23 protein-coding genes and 1 pseudogene are annotated in these 21360 nt (G+C 73.9%); 15 read left to right on the top strand and 9 right to left on the bottom strand.

Annotated elements, in window-relative coordinates; translation table 11 throughout:
• The first annotated feature begins 116 nt into the window (after positions 1-116).
• Positions 117-680 (top strand): VOC family protein, encoded by a 564-nt coding sequence (locus ACGF0D_RS21945; protein ID WP_392918612.1) that lies wholly within the window; start codon positions 117-119, stop codon positions 678-680.
• A gap of 37 nt (positions 681-717) precedes the next feature.
• On the opposite strand, the gene ACGF0D_RS21940 is transcribed toward ACGF0D_RS21945, so the two are convergent.
• Positions 718-1284 carry a hypothetical protein gene (locus ACGF0D_RS21940; protein WP_392918610.1) on the bottom strand — a complete coding sequence of 189 codons (567 nt, stop codon included), beginning with the start codon at positions 1282-1284 and terminating at the stop codon, positions 718-720.
• A gap of 134 nt (positions 1285-1418) precedes the next feature.
• Here ACGF0D_RS21940 and ACGF0D_RS21935 point away from each other — a divergent pair, with 134 nt between their 5' ends.
• The 3 genes from ACGF0D_RS21935 to ACGF0D_RS21925 all read left to right on the top strand — a co-directional run bounded on the left by ACGF0D_RS21935 (position 1419) and on the right by ACGF0D_RS21925 (position 5470).
• Complete coding sequence (locus ACGF0D_RS21935; RefSeq protein WP_392880979.1) at positions 1419-2123, top strand: response regulator transcription factor; 705 nt, start codon at positions 1419-1421, stop codon at positions 2121-2123.
• Positions 2120-3685 carry a sensor histidine kinase gene (locus ACGF0D_RS21930; RefSeq protein ID WP_392918608.1) on the top strand — a complete coding sequence of 522 codons (1566 nt, stop codon included), beginning with the start codon at positions 2120-2122 and terminating at the stop codon, positions 3683-3685. Before ACGF0D_RS21935 ends, ACGF0D_RS21930 begins: the two co-directional genes overlap by 4 nt.
• Positions 3686-4069: 384 nt before the next feature.
• Positions 4070-5470, top strand: coding sequence for a glycosyltransferase 87 family protein (locus ACGF0D_RS21925; RefSeq protein WP_392918605.1), 1401 nt, complete (start codon positions 4070-4072; stop codon positions 5468-5470).
• Between the two features lie 165 nt (positions 5471-5635).
• Here the strand turns inward: ACGF0D_RS21925 and ACGF0D_RS21920 are convergent, their stop codons facing one another.
• Positions 5636-6052: an SsgA family sporulation/cell division regulator gene (locus tag ACGF0D_RS21920; protein ID WP_188298732.1), complete on the bottom strand. Its 417-nt coding sequence runs from the start codon at positions 6050-6052 to the stop codon at positions 5636-5638.
• Positions 6053-6458: 406 nt separating this feature from the next.
• Here ACGF0D_RS21920 and ACGF0D_RS21915 point away from each other — a divergent pair.
• Positions 6459-6560 (top strand): annotated as a pseudogene (locus ACGF0D_RS21915) (hypothetical protein); the annotation flags it as partial.
• Here ACGF0D_RS21915 and ACGF0D_RS21910 read toward each other — a convergent pair.
• Entirely contained in the window at positions 6542-6883 is a 342-nt protein-coding gene (locus tag ACGF0D_RS21910; protein WP_392918659.1) for a hypothetical protein, read from the bottom strand. The pseudogene ACGF0D_RS21915 and the gene ACGF0D_RS21910 overlap by 19 nt on opposite strands.
• Positions 6884-7301: 418 nt before the next feature.
• Between ACGF0D_RS21910 and ACGF0D_RS21905 the strand changes: the two genes are divergently transcribed.
• Together ACGF0D_RS21905 and ACGF0D_RS21900 are read left to right on the top strand one after the other, a co-directional pair.
• Positions 7302-8252, top strand: a complete 951-nt coding sequence (locus ACGF0D_RS21905) for an RDD family protein (protein ID WP_392918656.1) — start codon at positions 7302-7304, stop codon at positions 8250-8252.
• Between the two features lie 74 nt (positions 8253-8326).
• On the top strand, positions 8327-9094 hold the full coding sequence (locus tag ACGF0D_RS21900; protein WP_392918602.1) for an RDD family protein: 768 nt from the start codon (positions 8327-8329) through the stop codon (positions 9092-9094).
• A gap of 36 nt (positions 9095-9130) precedes the next feature.
• Here the strand turns inward: ACGF0D_RS21900 and ACGF0D_RS21895 are convergent, their stop codons facing one another.
• Positions 9131-9403 (bottom strand): hypothetical protein, encoded by a 273-nt coding sequence (locus ACGF0D_RS21895; RefSeq protein ID WP_392918599.1) that lies wholly within the window; start codon positions 9401-9403, stop codon positions 9131-9133.
• Between the two features lie 225 nt (positions 9404-9628).
• On the opposite strand from ACGF0D_RS21895, the gene ACGF0D_RS21890 reads away from it, so the two are divergent.
• From ACGF0D_RS21890 to mycP, 4 genes are all read left to right on the top strand, one after another.
• Positions 9629-10342, top strand: coding sequence for an endonuclease V (locus ACGF0D_RS21890; protein ID WP_392918597.1), 714 nt, complete (start codon positions 9629-9631; stop codon positions 10340-10342).
• A 95-nt stretch (positions 10343-10437) separates the two neighbouring features.
• Complete coding sequence (locus ACGF0D_RS21885; RefSeq protein WP_392880999.1) at positions 10438-10887, top strand: hypothetical protein; 450 nt, start codon at positions 10438-10440, stop codon at positions 10885-10887.
• Between the two features lie 37 nt (positions 10888-10924).
• A complete protein-coding gene (locus ACGF0D_RS21880; protein ID WP_392918595.1) occupies positions 10925-12361 on the top strand; it encodes a WXG100 family type VII secretion target in 1437 nt (478 codons plus the stop codon).
• A gap of 121 nt (positions 12362-12482) precedes the next feature.
• Positions 12483-13655 carry a type VII secretion-associated serine protease mycosin gene (mycP, locus tag ACGF0D_RS21875; RefSeq protein WP_392918592.1) on the top strand — a complete coding sequence of 391 codons (1173 nt, stop codon included), beginning with the start codon at positions 12483-12485 and terminating at the stop codon, positions 13653-13655.
• On the opposite strand, the gene ACGF0D_RS21870 is transcribed toward mycP, so the two are convergent.
• Positions 13649-14212 carry a GNAT family N-acetyltransferase gene (locus ACGF0D_RS21870; protein ID WP_392881003.1) on the bottom strand — a complete coding sequence of 188 codons (564 nt, stop codon included), beginning with the start codon at positions 14210-14212 and terminating at the stop codon, positions 13649-13651. The two genes, mycP and ACGF0D_RS21870, sit on opposite strands and share 7 nt — an antisense overlap.
• 178 nt (positions 14213-14390) lie before the next feature.
• On the opposite strand from ACGF0D_RS21870, the gene ACGF0D_RS21865 reads away from it, so the two are divergent.
• Positions 14391-14963 carry a DinB family protein gene (locus ACGF0D_RS21865; RefSeq protein ID WP_392918589.1) on the top strand — a complete coding sequence of 191 codons (573 nt, stop codon included), beginning with the start codon at positions 14391-14393 and terminating at the stop codon, positions 14961-14963.
• A gap of 52 nt (positions 14964-15015) precedes the next feature.
• Here the strand turns inward: ACGF0D_RS21865 and ACGF0D_RS21860 are convergent, their stop codons facing one another.
• Together ACGF0D_RS21860 and ACGF0D_RS21855 are read right to left on the bottom strand one after the other, a co-directional pair.
• Positions 15016-15456, bottom strand: coding sequence for a hypothetical protein (locus tag ACGF0D_RS21860; protein WP_392881007.1), 441 nt, complete (start codon positions 15454-15456; stop codon positions 15016-15018).
• A gap of 618 nt (positions 15457-16074) precedes the next feature.
• Entirely contained in the window at positions 16075-16764 is a 690-nt protein-coding gene (locus ACGF0D_RS21855) for a hypothetical protein (RefSeq protein ID WP_392881010.1), read from the bottom strand.
• A gap of 256 nt (positions 16765-17020) precedes the next feature.
• Between ACGF0D_RS21855 and ACGF0D_RS21850 the strand changes: the two genes are divergently transcribed.
• Positions 17021-18025 carry a hypothetical protein gene (locus ACGF0D_RS21850; protein WP_392881012.1) on the top strand — a complete coding sequence of 335 codons (1005 nt, stop codon included), beginning with the start codon at positions 17021-17023 and terminating at the stop codon, positions 18023-18025.
• A gap of 46 nt (positions 18026-18071) precedes the next feature.
• Here the strand turns inward: ACGF0D_RS21850 and ACGF0D_RS21845 are convergent, their stop codons facing one another.
• Positions 18072-18662 carry an isochorismatase family protein gene (locus tag ACGF0D_RS21845; protein ID WP_392918586.1) on the bottom strand — a complete coding sequence of 197 codons (591 nt, stop codon included), beginning with the start codon at positions 18660-18662 and terminating at the stop codon, positions 18072-18074.
• A gap of 224 nt (positions 18663-18886) precedes the next feature.
• Positions 18887-20221 carry a nicotinate phosphoribosyltransferase gene (locus ACGF0D_RS21840; protein WP_392918583.1) on the bottom strand — a complete coding sequence of 445 codons (1335 nt, stop codon included), beginning with the start codon at positions 20219-20221 and terminating at the stop codon, positions 18887-18889.
• 140 nt (positions 20222-20361) lie between these two features.
• On the opposite strand from ACGF0D_RS21840, the gene clpS reads away from it, so the two are divergent.
• Together clpS and ACGF0D_RS21830 are read left to right on the top strand one after the other, a co-directional pair.
• Positions 20362-20655, top strand: coding sequence for an ATP-dependent Clp protease adapter ClpS (clpS, locus tag ACGF0D_RS21835; RefSeq protein ID WP_049654313.1), 294 nt, complete (start codon positions 20362-20364; stop codon positions 20653-20655).
• Between the two features lie 129 nt (positions 20656-20784).
• Positions 20785-21360: a DUF2017 domain-containing protein gene (locus ACGF0D_RS21830; protein WP_392881017.1), complete on the top strand. Its 576-nt coding sequence runs from the start codon at positions 20785-20787 to the stop codon at positions 21358-21360.

Below are 21360 nucleotides of genomic sequence, written 5' to 3'. Positions count from 1 at the left end.
GTTGCGCGCAGGTCGGCCCGGCGCCACCCTCCAGCCACACCCCCGCGCCCAGGGCCCCACCCCCGGGTGCCGGGGCGGCCAGGATGGTCCGTACGCCAACCGGGAGGGCAGTCATCATGACCGACACCGCCGCCGAACCAGCCCTGTTCGGGGCAGGCCTCGCACCGTTCGGGGCAGGCCTCGCAGCGGACCCGGCGGAGGCGGGGCCGCTGCCGATGGGCCGTGCGGACGCGGTGGTCTTCGCGGTCGCCGACGCCGAGCGGGCGGCCCGCCGCTACTGCGCCGCGCTCGGGCTGCGCTGCACCGCGTACGCCGGGCCGGAGACCGGCGAGCCGGAGACGCTCTCGTACGTCCTCGCCGCACCGGGGACGCGGATCGTGCTCACCTCCCCGGTGCGGAGCACCGGCCGGCGCGGCCGGGAGCTGACCGAGCATCTGGACCGCCACGGGGACGGGGTGCTGGACCTCTCGGTGAGCGTGCCGGACGTCTACTACGCGTACGACTACGCGGTGGACCGGGGCGCGCTGTCGCTGGCCGAGCCGTACGAGGCGCGGGACGACTACGGCGCGGTGGTGCTGGCCACCATCGCGGTGCCGGGCGGGACCAGGCACACGCTGGTGGACCGGGCGGGGTACGCGGGGCCGTACCTGCCGGGGTACGTACCGTGCGAGGGCTTCTGACGACCTGACGCCTGACGGGACCGTCGAGAGGCGGGCCTCAGCGGATCACCGTCTCCACGATCGGCGGGTGGCCGTTCCAGGAGGCGATGACCGAGTTGGTCTCGGTGTCCCGGACGAAGTCGACCCGCAGCCACTGGCCGTCCGTCCACACCAGCATCTGCCAGCCCGGGTCCGGGGTGGCGGAGACCAGGGTGGCCCGGTCCGGCTTCAGGTCCAGCGCGACCTTGCCGCCCGGGATCGGATAGCTCTTCACCGTGGACGTCGTGGTGGCGGTGGGGGCGGGCCGGCGGGTCGGTGACGCCGTGGTGGTGGCGGGAGCCGGGCCGTGCGGGGTGGTGGCGGCGGTGGAAGTGGCGGTGGTGGCGGCGGTGGTCGGTGAGGCCGCCGGGGAAGGGGGCGTCGACTGTGCGGCGGAGTGCGGCGGGTCCGGGGTGGCGGGCGCCGGGTGCGGCGTGCCGTCGGCCTTCGGGGAGGGCAGCGGCAGCGCCGTGGGCTGCTCGAACGCGGCGCCGGTCAGCACCGCGTGCACACCGAGCCAGGACAGCGCCACCGCCGCCCCGGTGGCCGCCGCCCAGGCGCCGAGCTGTACCAGTCCGTTCCGCATCGTCCGCACATCCTGCCGTATTTCCATTCGGAAGGAGACCGGCACCCCCGGTATTCAGCAGGGCAGTTGCACAATGTCCGGACCCACCCCCGAGGTACAGACCACTCACCGGCGATGGCGTACCGTGCAGGCCCATGGCAACAGTGCTCGTGGTCGAGGACGACCCCTTCGTACGTTCCGCCCTCATCCGCCACCTGACCGACACCGGTCACGCGGTCCGCAGCGTGGGCACGGCTCTGGAGGCGCTGCGGGAGGTCGCCCAGGTCGGCTGCGACCTGGTGATCCTCGACCTCGGCCTGCCCGACCTGGACGGCAGCGAGGCACTCAAGATGATCCGGGGCCTGACCAACGTGCCGGTGATCGTCTCCACCGCCCGGGACGACGAGGCCGAGATCATCCGGCTGCTCAACGACGGCGCCGACGACTACTTGGTGAAACCTTTCTCCGGGGAGCACCTCAGCGCCCGGATGACCGCCGTGCTGCGCCGGTTCGGCGGCGGCGCCGCGCCCGTCGCCCAGGTGCTGCGGGTCGGCGGACTGGCCATCGACCTCCAGCGGCGGGAGGCCGCGCTGGACGGACGGCCGCTCGACCTGACCCGCCGTGAGTTCGACCTGCTGGCCTTCCTGGCCGCCCGGCCCGGCGTGGTGGTGCCCCGCAAGGAGATCCTCGCCGAGGTCTGGCAGCAGACCTACGGCGGCGACCAGACCATCGACGTCCACCTCTCCTGGCTGCGCCGCAAACTCGGCGAGACCGCCTCCAACCCCCGCTACCTGCACACCGTCCGGGGCGTCGGGGTCCGGCTGGAGGCCGCCGGGGGCCTGGCGGAGCACCGGACATGAGGCGGTTCGGGCGCTCGCTGCGCTGGGCCCTGATCAAGGCCGCCGTGGCCGGCACCACCATGGTCGCGCTGGCCTTCCTGATCCCGCTCGGGATGATGGTCCAACAGACCGCGCGGGACCGGGCGTTCACCGCCGCCGAGCGGCAGGCCGCGGCGCTCGGACCGGCGCTGGCGATCACCACCGACGAGGACGCGATCACCCGGGCCCTGGCCAGCACGGACGCCGGCGGGCAGGGGCGGATGGCGGTCCACCTCCCGGCGGCCGGGCAGCCCGCCGGGGCGGGGGGCGGCGACGCGCTCCACGACGGCGGTGCCGGGGGCGCCGGGGTGGGTGGTGCCGGCGTGGGTGGTCCCGCTGCGGGTCCGGGCGCGGGGAGTCCTGGTGCGAGCGGTCCCGGTGTGGCGGCCGCCGCGGTCGGCGGGCCCGGGGGGCCGATGCTGGGGGAGGGGCGCGCCGCGGCGGCCGACGTGGCCACGGCCGGCGGGCAGGGCCGCTCCTTCACCGTGCAGGTGGCCGGCGGGTACGCCCTGCTCCAGCCGGTCGCGGTGGACACCGGGCGGACCGCGGTGGTCGAGGTGTTCGTGGCCGAGAGCGACCTCACCAGGGGCGTCGCCACGGCCTGGCAGGTGCTCTCCGCCGTGGCGCTCGGCCTGGTCGCCATCTCCGTGCTGGTCGCCGACCGGATGGGCAGCCGCATCGTCGCCTCCGCGCGCAAGCTCGCCGCCGCCGCCCGCTCGCTCGGCGCCGGGAACCTCTCGGTGCGGGTCCCGGTGGAGGGCAAGCAGGTCGAGGGCAGCCCCGAGGAACTGCGCGAGGCCGGCCAGGCGTTCAACACCATGGCCGACCGGGTGGTCCAACTCCTCGCCGCGGAACGGGAACTGGCCGCCGACCTGTCGCACCGGCTGCGCACCCCGCTGACCGTGCTGCGGCTCAACGCGGCCTCGCTCGGCGAGGGCGACGCGGCCGACGCCACCCGGCACGCGGTCGCCCAACTGGAGCGCGAGGTCGACCAGATCATCCGCTCGGCCCGCCGCGCCCCCGAGGACGCGCCCGCCGTCGCGGTCGGCTGCGACGCCGCCGAGGTGATCCGGGAGCGGGTCGCCTTCTGGTCGGCGCTGGCCGAGGACGAGGGGCGCCGCTGGCAGCTGGCCGGCGCGGAGCAGGCGGCGCCGGTGCCCGTCCAACGCGGGGACCTGGCGGCCGCCGTCGACGCGCTGCTCGGCAACGTCTTCCGGCACACCGCCGTCGGCACCGCCTTCTCGGTCGACGTGCTGGCCACCGGCTGCTCGGTGATCGTCCTGGTCGGCGACGCCGGACCGGGGTACAGCGACCCGGCCACCGCCCTCAGACGCGGCGAGGGACACGGCGGCGAGGGCTCCACCGGCCTCGGCCTCGACATCGTCCGCAAGCTCGCCGAGTCCACCGGCGGGGACGTCGTGCTCGGCCGCTCCGCGGTGCTCGGCGGCGCCGAGACCCGGCTGCGGCTGCGCACCGGGCCGCAGGAGGCGCCGCCCGCGCGGGGCGGACGGCGGCGGACCCGGGGCGCGCTGTTCCAGAAGTGACGGCAGGGCGCGGCGACGGCGGTGGCTTGAGCGGCCCGGGCGGTGGGGCGGCTGGGAGCGGCCCGGGCGGCTGGGCGCGTCGGGCGGGTCCTTCTCGTACGGGCTCATCCTTAACGGCGACCTAAGGGAGTTCTACCCCTCGCTCAGCCCGGCGGTCACGGCCCCGGGCCGCGGCTAGCGTCGGTCGTGCCGGTCACCCGACCACCCCGGCGCCGACCCGCACCCCGACCGTCACCCCCACGGCGACCGGTGTGCCCTTCCCCCGGGTCGGCGCCGGGGCCGGTCAGAGCCGACGCGTCACGCTGCGTAGTTGATCGTGTCCGATCCCAGTCGGGCGGCATCCGGTATCGTCGCTGGTTGGCCGAGCCGTGGACGGAGTGGACAGTGACAGCGGTGCAAGACGAGCGCAGCCCGGTGCGGACCGCACCCGACCCCTCGCCCGCCCCACTGTCGGACCGGCTGCGCCGGGCCCTCGGTGCCCCCGTCCGGGCGCTGCGCGAGGCCCCCCGCCGCCCGCTGCTGGCCGCCTCCGCCGTGGCGCTGCTGTCCCTGCTGGTGTACGCGGTGGTCCGGCACTTCGTCCACACCTCGATGGTGGACATGATCGTCTACCGGGCCGAGGGCGCCGCCGTGGCCGACGGCACCGACCTGTACGCGCTGCGCGTCACCGAGTGGAACCTGCCCGCGACGTACCCGCCGTTCGCGGCGATGCTGTTCGTCCCGACCACCTGGTTCCCGGTCCCCTTCCTCCGGGTGGCGATCACTCTCGGCAACCTCGGGCTGCTCGCCCTGCTGACCCACCTGTCGTTCAAGCTGGTCGGCTGGCCGCGCCGCGAGCTGCGGCCGATCGGCGTGATCCTGGTGACCGGCCTCGGGGTCTGGCTCGAACCGGTCTTCACCACGCTCCGCTACGGCCAGATCAACCTCGCGCTGGCCTGCCTGATCCTCTGGGACCTCACCCGTGCGGACGGGCGGCGCAGCAAGGGCGTGGCGATCGGCATCGCCGCCGGCATCAAGCTCACCCCCGGCCTGTTCGCGGTCTACCTGCTGATCACTGGCCGGATCCGGGCCGCCTTCGTGGCCGGCCTCACCTTCCTCGGCACCTTCCTGCTCGGCGCCCTCGTCCTGCCCGACGCCACCTGGGGCTTCTGGACCAAGTACCTCTACGACTCCTCCCGGGTCGGCAAGACCTGGATCGTCGACAACCAGTCGATGCGCGGCGCCTTCGCCCGCCTGCTGCACTCGGCCGACCCCGGCACCGTCGCCACCGTCGGAGCCGGCATGGTCGCGCTGGCCGGTCTCGGCGTCGCCGCCTGGGCCGCGCGCAGCGGCCGCTGGCTGCCCCGGTCCGAGGCCTGGGGCGTCTGCTGCGCCGCCGTCACCGCCGTGCTGATCTCGCCGATCAGCTGGACCCACCACTGGGTCTGGTGCGTGCCGATGCTCGTCCTGCTCGCCGCCGAGGCCTCGGTCGAGCACGCCCGCCCGGTCGGCGTCCGTCGGCTGCGCTGGCGGGCCGTCTTCTGGGCCACGCTGGTCGCCTTCCTGTCCTTCGCGATGTGGGCCGCGAAGCCGGTCGGCCTGGCCGTCCTCGACATGCCGCTCTGGCGCCAGCTGCCGACCTCGGTCTATCCGTGGGTCGGACTCTGCTTCCTGCTCGCCGCCGCCGTCCGGATAAGGGCCCGACGGCTCTCGGCCGGCGCGCCGCTGGTGCGGCTGCCCGGACAGCGGGACGCCGGCGGCCCGGACGCCGCCCGCGGTCGTCAGCAGGCCCCCGCGGCCCGCTGAGCCGGCGGGGGCGCCGCTCCTGCTTCTCTGGATCCTGCTTCTTCCGGTCGTTCCGGTCGTTCCGGTCCTTCCGGTTTTTCCGCCGAGCCCGCCGCTCGTTCTCGCGCTCGCGCCCGGGCTCGTGCTCGTGTTGCCGTACGTGCCACTGCACGCTGCGGCGCACGCCTAGGCGAGCAGCTCGGCGAGCGAGCCGTCCATGTCCAGCGCGGCCAGCTCGCTGCCCGGCGGGACGAGCCGGTGCGCCCGCTCCAGCCAGGCCGCGACGACCGGCAGCGGGGCCTCCAGCAGCGCGTCCCCGGCGGGCGAGCTCAGCGCCAGGCAGAGCACGCTGCGCCGACCCGAACGGGTCGGCCAGATCCGCACGTCGCCCTGGCCGCACGGGCGGAAGGTGCCCTCGACGAGCAGCTCGCGGGCGAACACCCAGGTGACCGGGGAACCGGTGTCCAGGTGGAAGGTCATGTACACCGCGTACGGGTCGTGGCTGCCGTAGGAAAGCCGGGCCGGGACGGGGACGCTGTGCTCCGGCGAGAGCACCAGGTTGAGCTCCAGCTCGTGCTCGACGACGCTGACGGGACGCTCCATGATCGTCTTCCTCTCTGTCTTCGGGTTGTGCCCGGCTTCGGGCCCCTGTGACCTTTGAGAGGGCGGTCCGCACCGGCTCTTACACACGTTTCCGGGATTTCTTCGGGAAGTCCGGTGAGGGGTGGTGAACAGCGGATGACACGGCGTGCGGGCAGTCGCCGTGCGCCTGGTTCTCTACCTTGAGCAGCCCTCCGCTGTCCGGCGAATCGCGAACTTTCCGTCACGGCTCCGATGAGGTACTACCCTTTGTGACTGCCCGGCGACTTTCCGCCCACCGGCGGTGCCCCCACGCGCGCCGACCGCCGGGAGCGCGCCGGGTCGTGCGCGCGGGTGGACGCGCCTGCGGTGGTCGGGCCCGGTCGGCCCGCACCCTCCTCGTCAGGACCTGCCAGGAAAGAAGACCCCCATGACGGACCGCCCCTTCGCCGCCGACGGCGACCCGGCCGTCGCGCCCGAGCCCGGTTACTACCCCGACCCGTCCATCCCCGGCTACGTCCGGTACTGGGGCGGCGCGGCGTGGGTGCCCGGCACCAGCCGGCCCGCGCCCGCCGGGGGAGAGGTGCTGGAGCCGCCCCGGTACGTGACCCGGCGGCCCGCCCCGGGCGGTGCGGCGGCGCGGGTGGTGCCGCCGCCGGTGGTGCCGGAGGCCGCGCTGCCGGGGGCGGTCGGGGTGCCGGAACCGGTGGTCGTGGAACCGGTGGTCCCGGGACTGGCGGTCTCGGGATCGATGGCCTCGGGGTCGATGGCCTCGGAGGCGGTGGCCTCGGAGGCGGTGGCCTCGGGGTCGGTGGCGGAGATGCGGGCCGGGCTGCCGGCGGGTGGGGGCGACACCGGGCCGGTGTACTTCGACCAGACCTCGGGTGGGGCGTCCTTCGTGCTCGGGCCCCGGGTGGCGGAGGTGATCGGCGGGCCGGTGTTCCGGACGGTCGACGGACCGGGGGCGTCGCCGGGAGTTTCGGCGGGGATGCCGGCCGTGGGGGTATCGGCCGTGGGGGTGCCGTCCGCGGGGGTGCCGTCGGGCTTCGCCGGCGCCGAGCCGCCCGGGGCCGTCCCGGTCCAGGCTTCGGCCGCTTTCTCGGCCCCGCCCCTGTCCCCGTCGCCTTCCCCTTCCCCTTTCCCTTCCCCGGCCCCGTTCCAGGGTGTCGGGGAATCCGGCTGGCAGGCCGATCCGCGGGCGCAGCGGGGCCTGATGGACACGGGCGACGCACCGCGTTGGGTCTCCTGGGGGGTGCTTCCGGAGGCACTCGATGTGGAGCAGGGGCGCGCGGAGCCCGAGCGCACTCCGGCTGCCGCGGAACTGGCCGCCGCCGGCGCTCCCGTCGTGGCGGTCGCGGTGCGGGAGGTGCCCGTGCCGGCCGTCCTGGCCTCGGGGTCGGTGCCGGTGATCGGCGAAGAGGCGGTGGCGGCCGCCCCTCCGGGCCCGGGACCGGGGCCGACCGCGACCGCGGTCGCGGCCGCCTCGAAGTCCATGGCCACGGCGGCGGTCGCGGCGACGGCGCCCGTCACTCCGCTGCCCGCCGTGCGGACGCTCCGCGAGACCGCCGTCCAGCCCCGCCCGTCCGCCTCGGCCTCCGCCGCCACCGTTACCGCGTCCTCCGGGGCCGCGCGGGCCGCCGGGGCCGCCGGCAGCGCTCGGGCCGGCCGGACCGGCCGGACCGGTCGGACAGGTCGGACAGGTCGGGCCGGCAGGAACGCCCGGGTCGCCGAGCCGGCCGGCCTCGGCCGCCGACTGGCGGCGCGGGCGGTGGACACCGCCGTCCTGCTGGTGGTCGCGGTCGCCGCCGGGATCCCGCTCGGCCGCTCGGTGACCGACCACCTCCAGCGGAAGGTCGACCAGGCCCGGATGGCCAGCGTCCTCGCCCGGCGCCAGGTCCAGGTCTGGCTGGTGGACGACGTGGTGCTGGGCAAGGTCGCCGTGCTGCTCGGCATCCTGCTGTTCGTCAGCCTGCTCTACGAGGTGCTGCCGGTCGCCCGCACCGGCCAGACCTTCGGCAAACGACTGACCCGGATCCGCGTGGTGGACGCCGCCGCGCCGGCCGCCCGGGCGGCGAGGCTGAGCCTCGGCCGCTCGCTGCTCCGGTGGGTCGTGCGGCAGTTGGGCACAGTGCTGCTGCTCGGACTGGTCTGGCCGGTGTTCGACCGTACGGCCCGGCGGGGCTGGCAGGACCGCGCGGCCCGTACCCGGGTGGTGCGCGGCTGAGGGCAGCCAGGGGCCAGTGCAAAACGGACAGAATGTCCCGAATATCGAGAATTCGTGATGTTCTACTCGGGGACATGAGCACCCACGACCCCTCAGGCTCCCAGCCGGAGGGGGGCGGCAAGCCCTCCTTCGACAAGCAGCCCCCGCAGCCGGGCGGCGGCACGCCGGAAGGCGAGCCGTCGGGCCCGACCCCGTCCAACGGCCAGTCCGGCGGCGAGTCCGGTGACCAGTCCGGCGGCCCCGGCGCCTACCGGGGAACCTACGGCGGCAGCCCGTACGGCGAACCGACGCCCGGTCAGGACCCCTACGGGCAGTCCCCCTACGGCCAACCCCCGTACGACCAGCCGCCGCCCGGCCACGGCACCGGCTACGGACCCGGCGCGTACGGCACACCCGGCGCCGGCCCCGTCCCCGGTATGCCGCCGCTCGGCACCTGGCCCAAACGGATCCTCGCCCGGCTGATCGACTACATCCTGGTGCAGGTCATCGCAGTCATCGTCGTGGGGCCCTTCGTCGACCTCAGCACACGCAACGGCTCCACCGAGGCGTTCTGGCTCGGCTGCGCCATCTACCTCGTCTACGAGGCCCTGATGCTCAGCCGGGACGGCCAGACCCTCGGCAAGAAGGCGATGAAGATCCGCGTCGCCATGCTCGTCGACGGGAACAAACCCACCCCGTCCGCCGCCTGGACCCGCGCCGCCGTCTTCATCCTCCCGGCCGTCATCTGCTGCGCCGCGCTCTGGTGGATCGTCGACGGATTCTTCGGCGTCTTCGACAAGCCCTACCGGCAGTGCCTGCACGACAAGGCCGCGAAGACCGTGGTGGTCACCACGGAAGTCTGAGCGGAGCGGCAGGACACGCCCGCGCCCGGCGGCCGATCAGCGCTGCCGGGCGTACGCGTGCCCGGCGGCGGCCGCGGTGCGGCCGGCCGCACCGGCCGGATCCGCGGGAGCAGCCGTCCCGGCGGCCGACCTGGCCGCGGCGGCCGACATCGAAAGCACCGTCACCACGGTGCCGAGCGCCAGCGCGAACCCCACCAGCACCGCGACCGCCAGGACGCCCGAGGCGCCCGAGACGGCCAGCAGTGCCACCGTGGAGGCGACGACGGTGAACGAGCCGAGGCAGGCCTGGGCGACGGAGGGGCGCGGCATGGCGGGGGGTCCTTCGCACGTCGGGGGGAACGGGCGGGAATGGTGCCGGATCCCGTGGTCCAACCCCACGGGGAGACGGGTACGTCCAGGCTAGTCCCCGAACGCGGGGGCACAGGGGGCGCACGGGCTCACCCCGGGGTCGTCCGACCCGGTCGGTACGGTGAACCGAAACCCGTCGACACCACGCGTCACCGCACACGCCACCACCACCCGGGGGAACCGACCATGCCCATCCCCGCCGACTGGCCCACTACCGAGGCCGAGGCACTCGCCGAACAGGAGCGGCTGCGCCCGCTCGTCCAGGCCCACGACGACCCGGGCCACGACCCCGCCGCCCCCGGCACGCTCATCGCCGGCGTCGACGTCGCCTACGACGACGACCGCGACCTCGTCGCCGCCGCCGCCGTCCTCCTCGACCAGGACACCCTGGAGGTGGTCGAACAGGCCACCGCCGTCGGCCGGATCGCCTTCCCGTACGTCCCCGGACTGCTCGCCTTCCGCGAACTCCCCGCCGTCCTCGACGCCCTGGCCGCACTCACCCACGCCCCCGACACCGTCGTCTGCGACGGCTACGGCCTCGCCCACCCCCGCCGCCTCGGCCTCGCCAGCCACCTCGGCATCCTCACCGGACTGCGCACCCTCGGCGTCGCCAAGACCCCCTTCACCTTCGACCACCACACACCCGAAGCGGCCCGCGGCTCCTGGACGCCCCTCACCGACCCCGCCACCGGCGAGGAGGTCGGCCGCGCGGTGCGCACCAGGACCGGCGTGAAACCCGTCTTCGTCTCCGTCGGCCACCGGACCGGCCTCGACACCGCCGTCCGCACCACCCTCGACCTCGCCCGCCACTACCGCCTCCCCGAGACCACCCGGCACGCCGACTCCCTCTGCCGCCGCGCCCTCGCCGACGCCCAACAGACGGGGACGAACGCGAACTGACCAAGCCCCGGGCCGGATTCGGACCCGGTGTGTTAGACATGAGACACCGGGGCCCGGCCCCGACCGCCAGGGACGGACGCACGGGGGGCGCCGAAATGGGAACAGGGACCACCGGTACCGGCTCCACCGGCGGAGCCGGACAGGGCTACCGCATCGAAGTCGAACAGCTTCGCACCTTCGCCGGCCAAGTACGGCTCCTCCTCGCCGACTTCCAGAAGCACGCCGACGGCACCGACACGCACGGCCGCAGCGCCATCGGCAAGAACGCCTTCGGGACCTTCGCCGAGGCCACCGAGATCCACGGCCGCTACGGCACCATGCGGGACGCGCTGCGCGACGTCCTCAACCAGCTCCAGGACGCCGTGGACGAGGCCCAGCAGAAGGCCGACCTCACCGCCGTCAACTACGAGGAGCAGGACCGGCACGCCGCCACCAAGCTCAAGGTCGGCGACGACGGCTGGTCCGTCGCCCACCCCTCCGCGAGCAGCCAGGCCGCGGCCCAGCAGAACCGCACCCCGTCCACCCGCGGCAACGCCACCGTCTGACCCGCGCCCGCCCGGACCGAACGGAGGCCGACCGCCCGTGGTCTACACCGACTTCACCAAGTACAGCCACGCCCAACTCCGCACGATGGCACAGGCCCTCGACCCCGGCGCGGTGATGGCCGCCGGCGACCCCTGGCGCAAGGCCGCCGACACCCTCAAACAGATCCGCCAGACCCTCACCAAAGCCAGCACCGAAGCCGCCACCTCCTGGGAAGGCACCACCAGCGACGCCTTCCACACCCGCATGCTCACCCTGGCCGCCAGCATCAACAACGCCGCCGCCTACGCCAACGACGCGGCCAACATCCTCCACAACGCCTCCGAGGCCATGGCCAAGGCCAAACGCGACATGCCCGAGGAACCCGGCAACTGGGACAAGGTCAAGGACACCGTCGGCGACGCCCTCTTCGGCGACGACGACGAACACATCCCCCTCGCCGACCGCAAGAAGGCCGAAGCGGCCGCCATCATGCAGACCCTCGCCATGCACTACCGCATCGCCACCCCGGCCCTGAAGCCCCCACCGCCGTACGACCCGAAGAGGCCGCCGGTGAATCCCGGGGGACGGGACGACTTCACCGACCAGACGGCCAGTGATCAGAGTGCGTTCGTTGCGGCGGGCGGTGTGATGACCGGAATGGGTGCCGGAAACCTGCGCGCGGTCGGAGGGCCCTTCGAGAAGTCCGCGGAGGCTCCACCGGTTCCCCGGAACCGCAGTGGGAGTAGCGGTGGCGTCGCTCCCAAGCGGTCGGCAGTATCAGGAAGCACGCCGATTTCCTCAGAACCCGGGATCAAAGGCGGAACGGCCAAGGCTCCGACGAAGCCCGAAGGGGCCAGCTACGGTGCGGGCACGGGTGTTGACGGCGTGACCGCGGTTGCGAAGCCGACAGCGGCCGGGCCGCAACCGGGTGGCGTCGCAGGTACGCCTACCCCCGCTGCGGCCGGACCGCAGACCGGAACCGGGCCCACTTGGATCGGGCCCGGCAAGGGGGAGACGGTGCGTGGCCCGTTCACCGGTGGACGTGAGAACCAGACGCTCGTTGAGCGGGGGACTACCAGTTGGAACGATCAGGGAGGACGGCTGGGTGACGCTCGTGGCGGTGCGGCACGGGGTGCTGCGGGTATTCACGGGGGCAGCCCCGGCCAGTTCGGCCCCGGAGCGGGCCGAACCGGCGGCACCGTGGTCGGCGACAGCGGGAGAGCGGCATCCGGAGGCAAGGCGCCTTCGGGTGAGGCGGCGCCTGGCAGCAAGAGGGCTTTCACCGAAGGCGGCTCCGGCCTGGGTCAGCGCAACCGTCTCCGCACGGAGTCGGCGATTCCCTCCGGAGCATCCGCGGGTTCCGCGGTCCCGTTCGGAGGGGCTCATGGGCGTGCCAAGGAAAAGGAGAAGGCCAGGAGTCGACCGGATTACCTCGTGGAGGACGAGGAGACCTGGGAGTCGGGCAAGCCCGCCAATTCGAACGTGGTGAAATGACCTTGGTTCTTGTGGAGACCCAGGTGATTCGATTGGGGCCCCGGTGGTTCATGGACCACGGGCGCCACCGCTGTGCTGAGTGGGGTGACCAGCCTTGGGAGACTGGCGGCTTCGGCGTGGAGTGACTGCGCTGACGGTTGGCGGCCTGGTCGCTGCGATCGGGACGGGGCAGGCCTGCGCGGACGGTACTCGTGACGCCCAATGGGTGCTGACTGGCTATCGAGCCGACAGTGCGCTCTGGCCGGTGTCGCGGGGCAGTGGTGTCACGGTTGCCGTCGTCGACAGCGGTGTGATGAAGGACCATCAGGACCTGGTCGGCCAGGTCCTCTCCGGCGCCGACTTCACTGGCGAGGGTGGTGACGGCACAGTCGACAAGGACGGCCACGGCACCGGGATGGCCAGCCTCATCGCAGGTCACGGGCACGGGGAAAACGCCGGAATCATGGGCCTCGCCCCAGCGGCAAAGATCCTTCCCGTGAGGGTGAGCTGGAATCCCAACGATGCCGTGGCGCAGAGCGGCCTGGCGAAGGGGATCCGGTTCGCGGTCGACCACGGCGCCAAGGTGATCAATATGTCGATCGGCGGCTACTCAGGTACCGATCAGGAGACCCGAGCGGCGGTCAAGTACGCCGTCGACCACGATGTGGTCCTCGTCGGGTCCAGCGGGAACAGCGGCCAACAGGCTGCACCCGTCGAGTACCCGGCCGCCTTCCCAGGAGTGGTGGCGGTCGGCGCGGTGGACCGGCAAGGACACCTGTGGGAGAAGTCGACGTACGGACCGGAGACCACGTTGGCAGCTCCCGGAGCGGAGATCTACCGGGCGAGTGCGAAGTCCTCGGCAGGCTACGGCGTCGGCAACGGCACGTCGGACGCCACCGCCTACGTGTCCGCCACCGCGGCGTTGATCAGGGCGAAGTACCCGAACCTGTCGGCCGGGCAGGTGGTCAATCGACTGATCAAGACGGCCACTCCTCCGGCTGACGGGTCTGCGGTGCCGAGTGACCGGTACGGGTACGGGGTGCTGGCGCCGGGGAAGGCGCTGGAGGCGAATCCTGGGGTGGACGACGGGCCTCGGGAGAATCCGTTGGTGGGGCGGAAGGAGTCGCAGGGGGCGCCGCCGGCGGATGATCCGACGGATGGGGTGTCGGAGGAGGCTGTTGCTCCCGGGGCTGAGGGCGGGGGTAGCAGCGGGAACGGGATGGGGGCCGTCGTGGGGGTGGCGGCGGGTGGTCTGGCGCTGGTGGTCGGGCTCGTCGTGGTGCTCGTGGTGCGGGGGCGGCGGCGGGGTCAGTGAGTGGCGAGCCATTCGGTGCGTAGGGCGGCCATCTGGAGGACGTCCCAGTAGCGGTCGTCCCAGTGGTGGGCTTGGCGGGAGCGGCCTTCGAGGGTGAAGCCGGACTTGCGGTAGGCGTGGGCGGCGCGTTCGTTGTACTCGAAGACTTCGAGGTGGACGCGGTGGAGGCGGATGGTCTCGAAGGCGTGGCGCAGGACCAGGAGGGTGGTTTCGGTGCCGATGCCGCGGCCGGTGGCGTCCGGGGTGAGGGCGATCCGGTAGCTGGCGGAGGAGTTGTCGGGGTCGACGTCGGTGAGGGCGGTTTCGCCGAGGAAGCGGCCGGTGGTGGGGTCTTCGACGGCGAGGTCGAGGCGGTCGGGTTGTTCGGCGCGGGTGGTGCACCAGTGGTGGATCCGGTCGCGGGTGAAGGCGGTGCGGGTGCCGGTGAGCCGGTTGGTCTCCTCGTCGGCGCAGAGTTCCCACATCGGGTCGGTGTGCCGTTCGTCGAGGGGGACGAGTCGGATGGTGGGGCCGTGCAGGGTGGGTTTGACGGCGAGGGCGGCGAGATCGGCGGTCATGGTGCCCAGGATGGGTGGTCGGGTTCCGGTTCGTCCACGTATTTGTCCTGGAGTGCGCGTGGGGATGGGGGCGCGTGTCGGGCGAGTCGCCGGGTGGGGCGCCGGGGTGGCAGTAATTCGGCGACGGCTGGCGTCAATGCCGCTGGTGGGGCCCTCCGGTGGCGGGGATGCTGGGCCCATGAGTACTTCTGAGAGCACGCCGGGGGCCACCGTCGACGCGGGGATCGTCCCGGACACCAAGGACTGGACCTGGGTGCTGGAACGTCCCTGCCCCGACTGCGGGTTGGACACCCCGCGGGTGGTGCGGGAGGGCGTCGCCGGGATGGTCCGGGCCAACGCGGAGGGCTGGCTGGCGGTGCTGGCGGGGGACGGGGAGGGGCTGCGCCGGCGGCCGGCGCCGGGGGTGTGGTCGGCGCTGGAGTACGCGTGCCACGTCCGGGACGTCTTCCGGCTGTTCGACGTCCGGCTGGGTCTGATGCTGGACCGGGACGACCCGCTGTTCCCCAACTGGGACCAGGACGGGACGGCCGTCGCCGAGCGCTACGGGGAGCAGGATCCGCGGGTGGTGGCCGGGGAGTTGGCGCGGGCCGCGGAGACGCTCGCCGCGGCCTTCGAGCGGGTGGCCGCTACGCAGTGGGAGCGGACCGGGAACCGCAGCGACGGGGCGCGGTTCACGGTCGAGTCGTTCTCCCGGTACCTGATCCACGACCCGGTGCACCACCTGTTCGACGTGACGGGCGAGCGGGTCTGAGACCGGGCGGGGGGTTGGCGGAAGGGCCGCGGCCGGCGGCCGGGGCGCGGCGTCACCAGCCGGAGGCCTCGCGCAGCATGGTGCGGCGCAGCCGCCCGGCCACGCTGGCGGCGTCGGTGCCGATGACGTCGGCGATCTCGGGGGCGGCGAGGCCGACGACGTAGTGCAGGATCGCCAGGTCGTCGTCGGCCGGGTGGCGGTCCCGGTCGGCGGGCATCCGGCGGCTGTGTTCGGCGACGGTGCCGCGCAGGATATCCCAGGCGTGCGCGGTCGGGTTGGAGCTGCCCATCAACTCCCGCCAGAGCACCGCGATTTCCGCGAAGGCCTGCTGGACGGCGGCGGTCGCGGCGCTGTGCTCGGTCAGCCACACGTGCGCGTAGCTGAGGTACCGGGGGCGGTGGAGTTCGCAGAAAGCGGTGAACTCCAGTGGTACGTCCGCCGGCTCGCCGGGCCCCGGGGGCGGCTCGGCGGGACTCTCGTGACGGTTGGTCATCTCGGCTTCTCGAAAAGGGAGATGGGTTTCTGACGGTCGATCATCTGTGCTCACTCTACGGTAGGCCCTCGGTGCGCTGGGTGACCAATCCGATGGAATGCCCGGAACCCGCCGCCGCCAGGCCGGTTCCGGTGGAGAAACGGGTGCGACGAGGCGGCGGGACGGCCGGGCGGGGGGCCGGCGAGGGCCGGCGGGGCAGGGCTGCGCAGTGGCGTGGGACTCGTAGGTGCGAGCGTGTCGCGGCTGGTCAGAGGGTGTGGACGGCGATGGCTGCAAGGCAGTTGATGTGCCACCGTAGGGCCTGGGGAGGCTGGCGTCCACGCCCAGGGCGCGAACCTGTGCGCGCACAACCACCCGCACAACCGCGCTCGCGATCAGCACGGAGATCGTCGTGAAGATCACCACGGACGGGGGCATGGTCGTCACCGCGGTGACGACCGCACGGGGGACGGCGCCCACTGGGGACGGCGTGCACGGGGGACGGCGCCCATCGGGGCCGGCGTGCGCGGGACGGCGGGCACGGAGGCGGCGGGCCGGGGCTCGCCGCGCCCATCGACCGCGCCCCGGCGGTCTGGACGGGACCGGCCGGGGCGGTGGGGCGGGCGGATCGACTGCCCGTCAGGAGGTGGTCCGGGCCTCCGTGGGGGAGATCCGGTCGGCGGCGCTGTCCCGTTCGACCTGGGTCGGGAAGGCTTCGACGGCCCGCCGTCGGGCCGCCTGTGCCGCCGTGGCGGCAGCGGCCGCAGCCGCCGCGGCCGCCCCGGCGGCGGCCTCCTCGCGTTCGCGCCGGTGCGCCGCACCCGAGGAGTGCCCACCCGCGCCATGAGTGCCCGCGCCATGAGTGCCTGAGGCGTGAGTGCCCGGGGCGTGTCCACCCGCGGCGTGCCCCCCGGGGGCGTGCCCGCCGCCGGTCAGCGTTCCGGGGGTGAGGCCGCCGGCCGCGAGGGTTCCGGCGGGCCGTCCCGCCGCCCGTCGTCGGCGGCCGAGCGCGGCCCGGGCGGCGTGTTCCTCGGCTGCCTGTCTAGCGGCCAGGTAGGCCTGCACGGCCGCCATGCCGTAGACGGGTTGGATGAGTTGGTGGCCCTTGAAGAAGGGCCTGGCCGGGGCGAACCCGGCGGCGACCACGAGGTCGCGGATCTCTGCTATCTCGGCCTCACTGCGGGCGGTGAAGCGGACCTCCCAGCCCTTCTTGTACGTATGGCCCTTCTCGCCGCTGCGGCGGGCGGGGTCCGGGCGGCGGACGTATCCGGGCAGGCGGCCGAGGCGGAGCTGGGCCGCGCGGAGGCCGGCGGTCTCGTCACGTGACATGACGTAAGCCTAGGCAATCCCCGGGGCGGGATTGACGCCTTGGGGGTCCCTCGCCGTATGCCCTTGGTCACTCTGGGTCAGGCGACCAGGTCGGCGATCGTTTTCGATCACATATGACAACCTGATGAGCGTCAATTACTCCAAATGAGTGAGGGTATGAGGACTTTAGTGCGGGCTGATCCCGGTTTCGCGACGGTTGAGTAACAGTGCGTCAGGGTCCCGGTCGCGGGTCCTGGCGGTTGGGGATGGTGTCGGCATGAGCTACCGGATTCCGTCCCCGCCGCCGTCCCTGGAGGACCTGGCGAAGCGTCAGCAGAACGTCGTCACCGCGAGTCAGTTGCGCGCCCGGGGCGTGCCGGCCCGGATCATCACCGAGCACTGCCGCCGGGGCGGTCCCTGGCAGCGGATGCTGCCCAGGGTCTACCTGCTGCAGGCCGCCGAGCCCACCCCCGAGCAGCGGATGTGGGCCGCGCTGCTGTACGCCGCGCAGAACGGGCGCCAGGAGGGCCGCGGGGAGGGCGCGGTGATCACCGGCGCGGCCGCGCTGGCGCTGTACGGCTTCACCGTCGTGCCCCGGCTGCCCGCGGTGACCGGGGTGGACGTCCTGGTGCCCCGGCAGCGCCGGCTGAAGGACGTCGGCGGGGTGCGGATCCGGCGCACCGAAAGGGAGTTGGTGGCCCGCTCGGTGCACGGCCTGGCCTGTGCGCCGGTGGCCAGGGCGGTCGCCGACGCGCTGGTCGAGTGGACGGCGGAGCCGGGTGGCCCGGCGCCGGTGCGCGCGGTGCTGCGGGAGGCCGTCGCCGGGCCCGGGAACCGTTGCACGGTACAGGAGTTGGTGACCGAGCTGGCCGACTCCGGGTTGACCCGCGAGCCCCGGGTGCGGGCCGCGCTGGACGAACTCCTCGCCGCCGAACGGGACGTGGTGCTGGAGCGGCTGGGCCGGCTGGTGGATGAGTGGCGGCTGCCCGCCCCGCTGAACGCCCCGGAGCTGCGGATGGGCGGCGGCACCTACATCGCCGTCCCGGACCTCTACTGGCCGGAGCGGGGCGTCGCGGTGGAGGTGGACCCGGAGCTGCGCTGCGTGAGCGAGGGCGAGGCCGCCTGGGTGCGCGGCGGCCGGCAGCGGATGGAGTACCTGGGCGTCCGGGTGGTGTACGTCTGCGGGGCGCGGCTGGCCGCCGACCCGGACGCGGTCGGCGGCGAACTGCGCGAGGCGTACCGGGCCGGCGGGACGGACGTGGTGGAGCTGCTGGTGGTCTGAGCGGACGGCGGCTCCGCGGGCACCGCGCCCGCGTCCACCGGAGCCGCTACGGACGCACCACCGGTTCGCCGACCAGCTCGACCCCGGCCGCCCGCAGCTCCGCCAGCGCGGCGGCGGTGGTCTCCGGGGCGACCCCGGCGGTGAGGTCCAGCAGCACGCGGGTGGTGAAGCCCGCCCGGGCGGCGTCCAGCGCGGTCGCCCGGACGCAGTGGTCGGTGGCGATGCCGACCACGTCGACCCGGTTGACCTGCCGCTCGCGCAGCCACTCCACCGGACCGCGGTTGTTCTCGTCCAGCCCCTCGAAGCCGCTGTACGCCGCCGAGTGGGCGCCCTTGTCGAAGACCGCCTCGACCGCGCCGGAGATGACGGCGGGTGCGAAGTTGGGGTGGAAGCCCACGCCCTCGGTGCCGGCCACGCAGTGCGGCGGCCAGCTGTCGACGTAGTCCGGCTCGGCGGAGAAGTGGGCGCCCGGGTCGATGTGGTGGTCGCGGGTGGCGAGGATGTGCCGGTAGCCGGGGGAGGACTCGGCGATCAGGTCGGTGATGGCGGCGGCCACCTCGGCGCCGCCGGCGACGGCCAGGCTGCCGCCCTCGCAGAAGTCGTTCTGCACGTCGACGACGATCAGTGCCCGGTACATGGCTCGCAACCTCGGATCTCGGGGGCCCGCGGGAGGCGGCGCCCCGGTGGGGGAGCCCTCGGGAGTGCGCGGCCCGGCCGTGCCGGGCGCGGGGGGTCCTCGGGGAGCTCCGGGGGAACTCGGGGAACTCTACGGCTGACTCTAGGGAGTGGCGCGCGGGGGCGGAAGCCCCGGGGCGGGTCCGGCGCCCGGGGCCGGAACGCCGGACCGGCCCCGGGCTCGGCTCAGCGGGCCGGCCCGGCGGGCAGCACCAGTTCGGTCGGCAGCACCGGGTCGCCCTTGGACAGCTGGGTGGCCGACAGCGGCAGCGCGGCGCGGGCGCGCACGTGCCGGTCGCGGGCGGCGCTCAGCGGCTCCCGCCCGACGGTCTCGCCGGCCAGCACCAGCGGCACCTGCACCAGGTGCGGCCGCAGCTCCTCCGGGACGGGCCCGGTGCCGACCACCTCGGCCTCGGCCGCGCCGTCGGCGTCGGGCCGGCGGGCGGCCCACTTGCGGCCGCCGATGCTGGTCTTGCCGCCGGCCGCGCGCTTGGCCACCGGCACCAGCGGCCCGCCGTCGGTCTCGGCGCGGGCGACGAGCTTGTAGACCATCGCGCAGGTCGGGTGCCCGCTGCCGGTGACCAGGCTGGTGCCGACGCCGTAGCCGTCCACCGGGGCGGCGGCCAGGGCGGCGATCGCGTACTCGTCCAGGTCCGAGGTGACGATGATCCTGGTCCGGTCGGCGCCGAGGTCGTCCAGCTGGCGGCGGACCCGGTGGGCCAGCAGGGTGAGGTCGCCGGAGTCGATCCGGACGGCGCCCAGTTCGGGGCCGGCCACCTCGACCGCGGTGCGCACGGCCTCGCGCAGGTCGAAGGTGTCGACCAGCAGCGTGGTGCCGCGACCCATGGACGCGATCTGCGCCTTGAAGGCGTCCCGCTCGCTGTCGTGCACCAGGGTGAAGGCGTGGGCGGCGGTGCCGGTGGTCGGGATGCCGTGGGTGAAGCCGGCCTCCAGGTCGGAGGTGGCGGCGAAGCCGGCCACGTAGGCGGCCCGGGCGGCGGAGACGGCGGCGTGCTCGTGGGCCCGGCGGGCGCCCATCTCGATCACCGGGCGGCCGCCGGCGGCGGCGGTCATCCGGGAGGCGGCCGCGGCGATGGCCGAGTCGTGGTTGAGGATCGAGAGGATCACCGTCTCCAGGATCACGGCCTCGGCGAAGCTGCCCTCGACGGTGAGCAGCGGCGAGCCGGGGAAGTAGACCTCGCCCTCGGGGTAGCCGTGGACGTCGCCGCGGAAGCGGTAGTCGGCGAGGAAGCGCAGGGTGTCCTCGTCGACCACGTCCTGGCCGGCCAGCCAGTCCAGCTGGGGGGTGGTGAAGCGGAAGTTCTCGACGGCGTCCAGCACCCGGCCGGTGCCGGCCATGACGCCGTAGCGGCGACCGCTCGGCAGGCGGCGGGTGAACACCTCGAACACGGAGCGGCGGTGCGCGGCCCCGCTGCGCAGGGCGGCCTGCAGCATGGTGAGCTCGTAGCGGTCGGTGAGCAGCGCGGTCGAGCCGGCCGCGCGCACTGAAGTGGCGTCCATACGGATGATGCTACTACCACTTAGCGTCAGAGTGACGATTTCTCGCGGAGCATGCCGGGCCGGAATCGCCCGGGTGTCGCCCGGATGGCAGCATGGGGCGTGAGGGGTTACGGACGACTGTGCAGCGAGGAGGATCCGGCGTGAGCGTCGCGCCCGTGGAGATCGAGCGCCCGGAGGTCGAAGGGGTACCGGTGACCGAGCCGGACACGCCCTGGGTGACCATCGTGCACAACGACCCGGTCAACCTGATGAGCTATGTCCAGTACGTCTTCCAGGCCTACTTCGGCTACCCGAAGGACAAGGCCAGGAAGCTGATGATGGACGTCCACACCAAGGGTCGGGCGGTGGTCTCCAGCGGCTCCCGCGAGGAGATGGAGCGCGACGTCCAGGCGATGCACGGCTACGGCCTCTGGGCGACGCTGCAGCACGACTGACGCCGGGCCGACCGGCGCCGGCGGAACGGACGCCGGCGCGACCGGGCACGGGCGGCCGGTACCGACCCGATCGGTGCCGGGCCGCCGGCCGTACGACCGAAGACGACGAAGACGGGCTGACCGATACAGATGGCTGGGTTGTTCGAGAGCACCGGCGGTGGCGGCGCGGCGATCGCGCTGGACGAGTGGGAGGCCTCCATCCTGCGCTCGCTGGAAGTGCAGTTGCTGGAGCTGATCGGCCCCGGCCCGGGCGGGGGCGGCGACGACCCGCTGGCCGCGCTGTTCGCCGAGGGGCCGACCGAGGCGCCCGCCGACCCGGTGCTGGCCCGGCTCTTCCCGGACGCCTACGGCGACCCGGAGAAGCCGAGCGACGAGGAGGCGAAGGTCGCGTCCGGGGAGTTCCGCCGCTTCACCGAGCTGGACCTGCGGGCCCGCAAGCGGGACGACGCGCTGTTCGTCGTCCGGGCGCTGGACGGCCTCGGCGACGGCGGCGGGGTGCTCAAGCTGGCCGTGCCCGACTGCCTGCGCTGGCTGGGCGCGTTGAACGACCTGCGGCTGGCCGTCGGCGTCCGGCTGGAGGTCACCGAGGACGACGAGGACGGCCTCTACGAGCTGCCGGACGGTGACGAGCGCAAGCCGCTGGTGATGGCGTACCTGTGGCTGGGCGCCCTGCAGGAGTCGCTGCTGGAGGCCATGGCGGACTGA

It is taken from the genome of Kitasatospora sp. NPDC048298, assembly GCF_043201465.1.
Taxonomy (GTDB): domain Bacteria; phylum Actinomycetota; class Actinomycetes; order Streptomycetales; family Streptomycetaceae; genus Kitasatospora.
The sequence above is the reverse complement of the archived record's forward strand: the minus strand, read 5'-3'. Positions and strand labels throughout refer to the sequence as shown.